The organism is Microcoleus sp. A6-C6 (assembly GCF_036705955.1).
In the GTDB taxonomy this organism is placed as follows: Bacteria; Cyanobacteriota; Cyanobacteriia; order Cyanobacteriales; family Microcoleaceae; genus Microcoleus.
In genome coordinates this window covers 73,426-84,280 of the sequence record NZ_JAUBVR010000017.1, presented here as the reverse complement: position 1 = coordinate 84,280, position 10,855 = coordinate 73,426, and the positions used below count along the sequence as shown (strand labels likewise).

Sequence of the window (10,855 nt, the reverse complement as noted above, 5' to 3'; positions counted from 1 at the left end):
GCGAACGAGTCTTACTGCTTTTCGGGCCCGGATTGGACTATCTCGCCGCCTTTTTTGGATGTTTGTACGCCAAAGCGTGCGATCGTCAATCCCGAATCTCTAACGCAATGCCAGCCGCACGAAGTCGGAGAAATTTGGGTAGCTGGCGAAACAGTGGCGCGAGGCTATTGGAATCGCCCTGAAGAGACAGAAAAAACCTTTCAAGCATATCTTTCAGATACCAGCGAAGGGCCATTTTTGCGAACCGGAGATTTAGGCTTTTTACGCGACGGAGAACTGTTTGTTACAGGGCGACTCAAAGATTTGATTATCATCCGAGGTCGCAATTTTTACCCCCAAGATATAGAAAGAACGGCAGATCGCAGCCATCCCAGTTTGCGGCAGGGGGCGATCGCGGCATTCTCGGTAGAAGCTGATGGCGAAGAACAACTGATTATCGTGCAAGAATTAGAAGCTCGCAAAGCGCCGAATGATGCTGAAGAAATTATCAGCGCATCCGCTCCAGCATTGCTCAAGAATATGAAGTGCAAGCCTATGGAGTAGTGCTGATTAAGCCGGGAAGCATTCCGAAAACGACCAGCGGTAAAATTTAACGTCGCGCCGCCTATGCTGACTTTATAGCTGACAATTTGGAAGTTGTCGCCAGTAGCGTTTTAGAGATATCTGATTTTGTTGAAATAGAGAATCACTTCACGCGAGAAAATCTGCTAACAGCCGAGTTAGCAGAACGGCAGTCGCTTCTTGAGGCTTACCTTTGGCAGCAGGTAAATCGCCGGGGAATTCATTCCCCGGCTAATAGCCAAAGTCGGCTAAAGGCGACTGAAGATGAATCTTCAATCCACTTCAGTGCCAGGGGGAAAACGCAAAATATTATTGATCAACCGCTTAGTAGCTTTGGACTAGATTCTTTAAGAATTTTTGAGTTAAAAAATTAAATAGAGAGTGACTTGGGCGTTACTGTATCGGTTGCCGATTTGTTTGAGGATAGGAGCATTGCTCGACTGGCAGTGCAAATTCTAGAGCAACTGACAGGAAATACCAAAGCAGTCGTCATTGGGCCAGTTTCTCGCTCACGCCATCTTTCCCTGTCTTTTGCTGAAGAGCGCTTATGGTTCTTTGACCAATTGGAACCTGGAAACCCCCTTTATAACCTCTGCGGTGCAGTTCGGATTACAGGACAGCTCAATGCAGAAATACTCAGGCAAAGTATTGAGAAAATTATCGAGCGGCACGAGGTTTTGAGAACTGCGTTTGCCGCTGTGGAAGGGCAACCGATACAGGTTGTCGCTGCTGCGGGCGATTGGACGCTGCCACTGATAGATTTGAGCGATCATCCCCTGCACTTGCAGGCAATTTTATTGAATTAATGCAATATTTAACACCAAAAATAGCAGCATTTAAAGATGCAAAAATCAATTAGTACGTAATCTTTATTTGCTCCAGTTTCTAAGTTTAAATAGATGCCTTCATGTCTCAATAAATATGAAGATTTTGAGCATATATTGAGGAATGATATGAAAAATAGCACCGGAATTTATGTGGTCTTTGTAAATTGAATATCTCAAAAATAAGAATTTAGGCTCGTAACTAATTATAATTTTAATCTTAATTTAAAATGTGTGATCAGCCATTGTGCCACAAATTATCCGCCATTATGCCTAGACATCGGCTGGGATCGCGCTAAAATTAGAGAATCGCCGCCGAGAGGTGGCGGAAATTTGTTAGAAAAATAAACAATTAGCTTAAAATCGATGCAGAGATCTACGAATTGAACCAATGAGTCAGACGATCCCAGAACTCCAAACAGAAGTCCACGCGCTACAAGCAGAAGTTGCCACCCTGCAAGAGTCGCGGGCAAAACTTTGCGTACAGCGCTCAGAGTGCCGAGTGACAGTCAGTTTTCCCAAGAATAATACTCCTGAGGGACTTGCCGAATTCCACCAGCAAAATGCTGCCTTTGGGGAGCAGTGGTTGCAGCAAATCCAGGAAATTGACCGAGAAACTCAAATTATTGAAAAGCAACTGCAAGCAAAACAGGCGGTACTCAATTACAAACAAGACGAACTAGACAAATTGCTGGCCGGACAGCACTGGCAAGAAGTAGAAAACCACGTTCAAACCGGAGAAAAGCGCTTGCAAGCACAAGCTCGCAGAATCAATCAAGCAGCAGCGCAACTAGAAGCAGAGATCCAAGCTTTGAAAGCCTTGTATGACGAACTCAATCCCAGTTATTCCGAGTGGTTTCAACAACCAACTCAAATTGTTGAATTTTCTGCAACAACTATTCCTTATGCTGCGGGTAGCAGCAGCGGGTTGATATTGGCCAATAAGGAGATTGAGTGGGATAAAAAATAGTTGTAAATGATGAATTTTGGAGGTAAATCAGTGGGGTTGAATGTCGCCGTTGAGTTGGCAAATAAGTGTGACACCTTCGACGGCGACATTTATAGCCTTTCTCAGAAAGATCAGGTACGCGAACGGCATAGGGCATAGGCTTCCGTGGGCATACCTGACTTTTTTGAGAACCGCTATAAAGGTTTTTACCTAATTTTTTAGGTGATCACTTCGGCAGTTTCATGGCTTGCGCATTGGTGGCTAGAAACCCGGTTTCTACCAGTTTTACGTTGAGTGACAAGAAATATAAAAAGAAACCGGGTTTCTGAGTTAATTTTTTTTAACTCTGATGTCAAGGTAAAATCTAAAATCTAACAGTCTAAAATTTCAAATAGACTTACTGATGAAACAATTGATTTGGATAGCGCTATTTATTCTGGTTGCGGTGGCGGCTGTGGGTTGGGGTTCTGACTCATGGCAGCGATTGTCGGCTGTACCGGAAGTTTGGATCGATCGCAAAATCAACATTTCTCAAAACCCGTCTCCCTCGCCGCTGATGGCTGAAAACAATACAGTCAATCTGCCAAAAGTTGACGCATCCCGGTTGTGGAAACACGTCGAGATTTTAGCAGGAGAACGGGTGGCAGAACGCGATCGCACTTTCACGAGAGACTACATTTCGCAACAACTGAAAACTTTCGGATTTTCCCCAGAATTGCAGCCGTTCGATCGCGGAATCAACGTTTTCGCCGAAAGAAAAGGTAGTGACTCAAAGGCTGGGGCAATTCTCGTTGCTGCACACTATGATACTGTAACCAAGTCCCCCGGCGCTGACGACAATGCGACGGGAGTTGCAGCAGTTTTAGAAGTCGCAAGATTGCTGGGTGATCGTGCGACTTCTCGGACATTGCAAGTGGCATTTTTCGACCGGGAAGAAATCGGGCTTTTAGGTAGTTTAGCATTCGCGGGTAGCGCGGCACGGTTAAAAAATTTGCAGGGTGCGATCGTCCTGGATATGATCGGTTATGCCTGCCACACGCCGGGGTGTCAGCAATATCCCGAAGGATTGACACCGCAACCTTTTCTAGATGCAGCGGGGGTGACTTCTCCCGATAAGGGCGAGTTTATCGCTGTGATTGGGGATGCGGAACATCCGCTGTTGTTGGGTACTTTTGCGGAGTCGCCAAAAGCAGATTTACCGCCTGTGATGACGTTGCCGGTGCCACTGAAAGGGGTGCTGACTCCTGATGTTTTGCGCAGCGATCACGCGCCGTTCTGGTATAAAGGAGTTGGTGCTGTGTTGGTGACGGATACTGCAAATTTGCGATCGCCCCACTATCACCAGTCTACGGATACACTCGCAAATATCGATCGACCTTTTTTCGCCGGTTCCGCTCAAATTGTTGTCAATGCCACAGCTAAACTATTGGAAATTCGGTAATTGGTAATTGGTAATTGGTAATACAAGTTTAAGGTTCGCAATGGGCACTAGATATTTAGAAAAACTCCAGAAGTTTTAAAATAAATAAGTTAATTGTTGCCTGAGTTTTGATATGCTGACAAACGTGAGTGTAAAAAACGCAATTTAAATATGATAGGTAAAATAGGACAACCGACTGCTGTCAGCGATCGTCCTTATTTAGTATTAACGTGTCAAGATAAAAGCATACAGTTAGAGTTAAAACAGTCGCAGCACGTATTGGGGCGCGATCGCACTCGTGCTGATTTAGTGCTTCCCGAACCGTGGCGGGCAGTTTCCGGCGTTCACGCTGTGTTGCGCCAAATTGGGGATAATTACTGGATTTACGACGGTGACGGGCAGCGGCCGAGCACTAATGGCTTATTTGTCGATCGCACTCGCATCACTCCCAACGACGGTTATTGTCTGAAAAACGGTACAGAAATTAACATCGGTCTCGATCCCAAAAATCAAGTTTTGGTGACTTATTTTAATCCGCTGGCGAATCAAATCTTTCCCGCCAGCAAACAGTCAATTCCTCTCAGCAATCGATCGGTTTTGTTGGGTCGCGATCCAAATGCTTCGCTGCAATTAGATGCGCCACTGGTTTCTAGACGACACGCGACAATCGATGCTGACAGTCGCGGCAATTATATTTTACGCGATCACAGTGTTAACGGCGTTTTTGTGAACGGTCAGCGAATCACAAATTCTGTACAGTTGGCCGAGGGAGATGCGATTCGGATCGGCCCGTTTACTCTAACTTACCGCAGCGGTATGTTAGAAATGCAAGACCGAGGCAATCAAATTCGTCTGGATGCTGACAGTTTGGTGATTCCGAAGCGTTTGGATCATATCACTTTGGCGATCGAACCGGGGCAGTTTGTGGCTTTAGTCGGCGGTAGCGGTGCGGGAAAATCTACTTTAATGCGGACGCTTTTAGGTATCGAGAAAACTACTCAGGGCGCTGTGTTTCTCAATGGTGATAATCTGCGCGAAAACTTCAATATTTATCGGAATCAAATTGGTTACGTGCCTCAAGATGATATTATTCACGCAGATTTGACAGTAGAAGAAGTGTTGAGTTATGCAGCTAAATTGCGCTTACCTCCCGATACAGATGTTCAGCAGGTAGTCACAAAAACTTTAGAAGATATTGAAATGACTCACCGCCGCACGGCTTTTGTAAAACAGCTTAGCGGCGGACAGCGAAAACGGGTTAGCATCGGAGTTGAACTGTTAGCAGATCCGAAACTTTTCTTTTTAGACGAACCGACTTCTGGGCTCGATCCGGGTTTGGATAAGAAGATGATGCAACTGTTGCGAAAGTTGGCAAGTCAAGGCCGGACGGTGATTCTGGTGACTCACGCGACGGCAAATATCACGATGTGCGATCGTATTGTGTTTATGGGGCGTGGCGGACGGCTTTGTTACTTCGGCCCACCCACAGAATCGCTAGATTTTTTCGATATCAAAACCGACGATTTTGCCGACATTTACAACGAATTAGAAACAGGAGAAACTAATGTTCAAAGCTGGGCAGAAAAGTTCAATAAATCTCCATACTATCAGCGCTACATTGTCAACCACTTCAGCACCGGCAACGCAGGAAAAAAACAAGCACCTCCCAAGCCAAACTCTGTATCTTTTATCAAACAACTCGTTCTGCTCGCCCAACGCTATTTTCAGCTTATTTCCCGCGACTCAGTTAACTTGAGTTTAGCTCTGTTAACGGCTCCGATCGGCATTAGTTTGCTGCGGCTTGCCGTCAGAGATAAAGACCCATTAATTGGCGCGCCGGAGGCAACTTTAGCACCTTTAGCGATGCGAGTTTTGTTTGTATTTACCTGCGCGGCTATTTGGGTGGGACTGGCAACTTCGCTGCAAGAAATTGTCAAGGAATCTGCTATTTATTTGCGCGAACGTTTAGTAAATTTAGGATTATTTGCTTATTTGGGTTCAAAATTTTTCATACTTTCCGGCTTAGCAGTCTTGCAAACGCTGTTGATGGTAGGAGTTATTCTGATTGCTTTTAAATCCCCAGAACCGAGTTTGATTTCCTGGCCAGTGGGAGCAGCTATTACCACATTTTTGACCTTAATGAGCTGCATAAGTCTCGGATTGCTGGTTTCTGCGATTGTAAAAAATGGCTCTCAAGCTAACAGCGCTTTACCTCTAATATTGCTACCTCAGATTATTTTTTCTGGAGTATTGTTTAAGATGGAAGGTGTGGCGAGCAAATTTTCTTGGTTGATGTTAAGCCGCTGGTCTGTGGGTGCTTACGGCTCTTTAGTTAATGTGAATTCGCTGGTTCCCGAACCTACTACATTGCCGGACGGAAGCACACTTCCTCAGCCGTTTGTGCCTACTCCTGTTTACGATCCAACTTGGGAGAATTTGGGTTTGAACTGGGGGATTTTGTGCGTGCATATTTTCGTGTATTTGATGTTGACTCTGTGGTTGCAGAAGCGGAAAGATATTTTATAGCATTTGACAGTTGACAGTTGACAGTTGACTGTTAAAGAGTAGGGGAATCAAACCGTTGATACTAAAATGGTAAAGTAGGGTGCGCAGTGCGCACCCAGCCCTGTCAAGGTTCTTGCTGAGTCTGAATAAAAGTCTCTCAAACACCTAAAATATCGTAGTTTATAGGGTGCGCATTGCGCACTAGCTCATCTTTTATGGTGCGTCAAAAAGCATTAAAAAAGTCAACCAGTACGAATTTTTATGGGTATCAAAGTCAACTGAATACTCGTGCATAAGTATTATATAATTAGAAATCTGCATTTGATTAATGTTACCAATAATTTGAGGGATAAATGTTAGTTAAAGCCAACGCATTAGTAGAAGTTTCTGCATCACCGGAAGTGGTCTTTGATTTTGTGGCATCACTATCAAATGTGCCAAAATCCTTTCGTGGATTTGGTCTAATTCCAGCAATTAATCAAGCTGAAATGGCTGATGGTGGACAGATGCGTGAAGGCGGTGTGCGGCGGATCAAACATTCCGATGGGTCGGTGATTGATGAAGAAATAATTACTTTCAAAAAGCCAGAAAGACAAACCTACCGACTGGTTAGAGGGTTTAAGTTTCCGATTTCTTTACTGATTGAGTCTGGTGGTGGAGATTGGAAGTTCACTGCTACGCCAAAAGGTACTCGGATTGATTGGGAGTTTTATTTTATGCTGACTTCTCCGCTATTCTATCCGGTTGGATTATTGTTAGTGCAGGTTTTTATGCAGAAAGCGATGCAGCAGTGTTTAGATAATATTCAAGGATATTTGGAGAACCAAGGGGAATAATTTTTATGAATTATTGGCTAATGAAGTCGGAACCGGATGTTTATAGTATTGTCGATTTGAAATCAGATAAATTTTCGATTTGGGATGGTGTTCGCAACTATCAAGCCCGCAATTTTATGAGAGAAATGAGTATTGGAGATTTAGTGCTTTTCTACCATTCCAATACTAAAATACCGGGAATTGTGGGATTGATGCGTGTGATTGAAGCTAATATCGCTGACCCAAGTCAGTTTGATATAAATAGCGAATATTATGATGCTAAATCAGCGTTTGATGCACCTCGCTGGCAAACTGTGAAAGTCGAGTTTGTCGAGGAATTCGCTAAATTAATATCTTTGGATGAACTGAAAGAAAAGTTTAGTGCTGATGAGATTTTGGTTGTCAGAAAAGGTAATCGGTTATCGGTGATGCCGATATCTGAAGGTGCGGTAGAGAAGATTTTAAAGATGAGATAAGCTCCATTTGTGGCACAGGCCCTCCTAGCCTGTGCCACAAATATTTACAATTTCCTACAAACTGGCCGCACAAACTGCGGCTCCAATTAACCCTACATTGTCATTCAAAACTACCTGAACTGGCATCATTTCTAACAGCGAATCCATCCGACCTTTGTGAGTAAAAGCTCGCATAAAACCCCCTTCTAGAATCAGTGGCAAAATCTTTGCAGCGATGCCGCCGGCTACGTACAAACCGCCATAAGGTAGAAGTGACACAGCCATATTTCCCGCCACCGCACCGTAAGCTTCTACAAACATTTGCATTGTTTGTTCCGAAAGCCGATCGCACTTTTGGAGTGCAGCCTGCGCAATTGTCGCCCCTGGATCGATAGTTTTCTCGCTTTTACCAATTTCGGACTCCCATTTTCTAATCATTTCCCCCACCTCGGCTGATTCAGGAGCAAACTTTCTGTCCCGCAAAAACTGGTAAATTGAAACAATCCCCTGTCCCGAAACTACACGCTCGATCGATATTCTTTGAATGTCATGTTTTGCTAACAAATATTTCAGCAAATCAAACTCCAACTGCGAGCGAGGAGCAAAGTCAGCGTGTCCCCCTTCCGAAGAAAAAACCCTGATACCATTTGCTTCAGGAATTGCAAAACAATTGCCCAAACCAGTACCCGCACCAATAACAGCAATTGGATCGTGTTGGCGGGGTTTTCCTACTTGCAAAGTGTGCAAATCTTTAGCCTCCAAACCACACACACCGTAGCCAACCGCCACAAAATCATTAATCAAACTGACGCGGGATATGCCTAATTCTTGTTTCAGACGATGAGCTTCCAGCACCCAAGGCAAATTAGTCAGTTTGGCGGTGTTGTTGACTACCGGCCCGGCGATCGCAAAACAAGCTTTTTCCGGTGCCGGCGCCAAATTCAACTTAATCGCAGCTTCCGCCAAAAACTGCTGAACTATCGGCACTAAATCTGGAAATTCTCCGCTCGGATAGCGACACTCATAAAGAGCATTCATTTCACCATCAGCAGTCCTTTCTACCAATCGCAAAATAGTTTTAGTTCCGCCAATGTCACCAGCTAATAATAATGCCATAAACTTCTTATTGAACTAAAGATCGCATTCCCCATTTAAACACCCATAGTATTAATTGCCAACCAAGCCCGCAGCACCTCAGCCACAGTCCAAGCTTGAGCCGTGCAGCCCCGTGGCGAGTGCGGGGCGTCGCCCTCAAAAATTTCGCCCAAACTGCCAACTCCGCTGGCCATTATATGATGTGCCATCGGTGCGAGGAATTCGCGAGCTTGTGCTGGGTCTTTGTATACGTGCAAGTGCGCCAAGACAAACGGGCCAATCAGCCAGCCCCAAGCTGTGCCCTGGTGATAGGCGCTGTCGCGCTGCAATTGGTCGCCTCCATAGGTGGCGCGGTACTGCGGGTGTTGCGGCGAGAGACTGCGGAGGCCGTGGGAAGTGAGAAGCCCCTCAGCGCAGCCGTCCACTACTGCGCGCTGCTGGATGGGCGTGAGTAACGGTGTATAGCGGGTTTCCTGGCGCGTCCCCGCTGACAAGGAGTTGTCGGAGTGCCCAGGAATCGAGTCCAGGGGCAGGGAAACGGCGAATATTTGATTGGGGCGCAGGGAGCTATCATGTCCGTCTGGGCCGTCCAGAACGTCGTAGCAGTAACTGGTTGAGTCGTTCCAGAAGCGAGGGAATCCGGCGGCGGTGCGATCGCCCAACTGCTGATATTCATTGTGAGACTTGCCCAATTTTCGAGCAAAACTTGCCATAGCTTGTACAGCATTGTACCAAAGCGCGCTGAGTTCGATCGGCTTACCAATCCTAGGCGTGACCACCCAATCGCCGATTTTCGCATCCATCCAAGTCAATTGCACGCCAGTTTCCCCCGCGTACACTAAACCGTCGTCAGGATCGACGCGGATGTTATACCGAGTTCCCTGTACGTGCCAATCAACAATCTCACATAATGTCGGCCAAAGTTCGGTCAAAAGTTCATCGTCGCCGGTGCAGTCGTAGTAAGCGCGAATTGCCTCAAAGTACCATAGCGTCGCGTCTGCGGTGTTGTATTCCGGTGCGCCGCCCGCATCCGGGAAGCGGTTCGGCAGCATTCCCCGATCGACATACCGCCCAAAAGTCCGCAAAATCGATCGCGCAATTTCCCATCGCCCGGTAGAGATTGTGAGACCGGGCAGGGCGATCGTGGTATCGCGCCCCCAGTCGCTAAACCAGGGATATCCGGCTATGATCGTTTTGCCCTCTGGTTCCTGGGGCTGCGGGCGGTTGACGATAAATTGGTCGGCTGCTAGCACTAAGTGATTGATCCAGTCGGGAGATTCACTCACTTTTGACCAGTTTTGCAGCAATGCTCGATCGCCCGCGCGGCGCGTTTCTAAAGCTGCATCGCCGTTTAACACCAAAGCCGAGTTTACTCCCCCCTGAATGTTAGTCGCTAATTTCTCCCTCTCCCCCTCTCCCCCTCTTGAGCAATAGACGGGTGTTTGACACGGAATGACTGGGGATTTTTCTCGGTACTGGCGATCAATGTCAGAGACTGCCCCGGTGCGATCGCCAAGTGAAAAGTCGCTGCGTGCAAGTGATCCTCACAACACTCCAAGCCGCGCCGCTTTTCGGCTGATAAGTCAAATCCGTAGTACCAATTGTATAAATTCGTAGAGACTCGAAATTTAGCTTCTGTTGTGGCATCTGTCAGCAGATAAAGTGGCGATGCTCCCTCAAAAGCAGTCACGCAAACCCCCTCTGTCAAGGTTTCTAGCCTCACTTGCCAGTCGTCGGCGCTGGTGATGTGGTGGTAATCGCGGTAGTTGACTAGGGCTTTGACAGCGAGGGCGATCGGTTGTGAGGCGCGGTGCAAGCGGTACTGAATATATGTTGTGTTAGCACCTTGCTGCATCCAAATCCGTTTTTCGAGGATAGCGTCGGCGAGGGCAAACCTCCAAACTGGCGTCGTCCCTTCGAGGTGGAAGCTTTCGATGCAGTTGTAGCCGTGGGGCTCGATCGTACTATCGGCCCAGCGGTTGGTATAAAGCGGATAGGCGCGATCGGCATACACAGCCGTCTCGTCCAGCTTAGCGAGCATCAAAGTGCGTCCCAGCGGGGGTTTGAGGGCAGCTACCAGTAGGCCGTGATAGCGGCGGGTGAGGAGATTTGCGATCGTCCCGCTAGCGTAACCGCTGATCCCGTTGGTGACTAACCACTCGCGAGACTCCGCCGAGTCCAGATTGCAGCAGATTTCCCGTCCAAAAGTAATAGCCATAAAATACACGCTC

General features: G+C 46.8%; 7 protein-coding genes and 2 pseudogenes. 7 read left to right on the top strand and 2 right to left on the bottom strand.

Translation table 11 applies throughout. The features are described from left to right. The 7 genes and pseudogenes from QUB52_RS09955 to QUB52_RS09925 form a co-directional block, all read left to right on the top strand. A pseudogene (locus QUB52_RS09955) lies at window positions 1-543 on the top strand (hypothetical protein); the annotation flags it as partial. A gap of 404 nt (window positions 544-947) precedes the next feature. Further along, window positions 948-1,367, top strand: a complete 420-nt coding sequence (locus tag QUB52_RS09950; RefSeq protein ID WP_265234809.1) for a condensation domain-containing protein — start codon at window positions 948-950, stop codon at window positions 1,365-1,367. Between the two features lie 409 nt (window positions 1,368-1,776). Continuing rightward, window positions 1,777-2,355, top strand: coding sequence for a hypothetical protein (locus QUB52_RS09945; RefSeq protein ID WP_265234810.1), 579 nt, complete (start codon window positions 1,777-1,779; stop codon window positions 2,353-2,355). Window positions 2,356-2,737: 382 nt separating this feature from the next. Continuing rightward, window positions 2,738-3,775, top strand: a complete 1,038-nt coding sequence (locus QUB52_RS09940; protein ID WP_265234811.1) for a M20/M25/M40 family metallo-hydrolase — start codon at window positions 2,738-2,740, stop codon at window positions 3,773-3,775. Window positions 3,776-3,925: 150 nt separating this feature from the next. Next, window positions 3,926-6,280 carry an FHA domain-containing protein gene (locus QUB52_RS09935; RefSeq protein WP_332973146.1) on the top strand — a complete coding sequence of 785 codons (2,355 nt, stop codon included), beginning with the start codon at window positions 3,926-3,928 and terminating at the stop codon, window positions 6,278-6,280. A gap of 332 nt (window positions 6,281-6,612) precedes the next feature. After that, complete coding sequence (locus QUB52_RS09930) at window positions 6,613-7,095, top strand: SRPBCC family protein (protein ID WP_332970453.1); 483 nt, start codon at window positions 6,613-6,615, stop codon at window positions 7,093-7,095. A gap of 5 nt (window positions 7,096-7,100) precedes the next feature. Beyond that, complete coding sequence (locus tag QUB52_RS09925; RefSeq protein WP_332970452.1) at window positions 7,101-7,550, top strand: EVE domain-containing protein; 450 nt, start codon at window positions 7,101-7,103, stop codon at window positions 7,548-7,550. Between the two features lie 54 nt (window positions 7,551-7,604). On the opposite strand, the gene QUB52_RS09920 is transcribed toward QUB52_RS09925, so the two are convergent. Together QUB52_RS09920 and QUB52_RS09915 are read right to left on the bottom strand one after the other, a co-directional pair. Further along, window positions 7,605-8,645, bottom strand: a complete 1,041-nt coding sequence (locus QUB52_RS09920) for a glucokinase (protein ID WP_332973144.1) — start codon at window positions 8,643-8,645, stop codon at window positions 7,605-7,607. A 35-nt stretch (window positions 8,646-8,680) separates the two neighbouring features. After that, window positions 8,681-10,842, bottom strand: a pseudogene (locus tag QUB52_RS09915) (amylo-alpha-1,6-glucosidase). Between the last annotated feature and the right edge of the window lie 13 nt (window positions 10,843-10,855).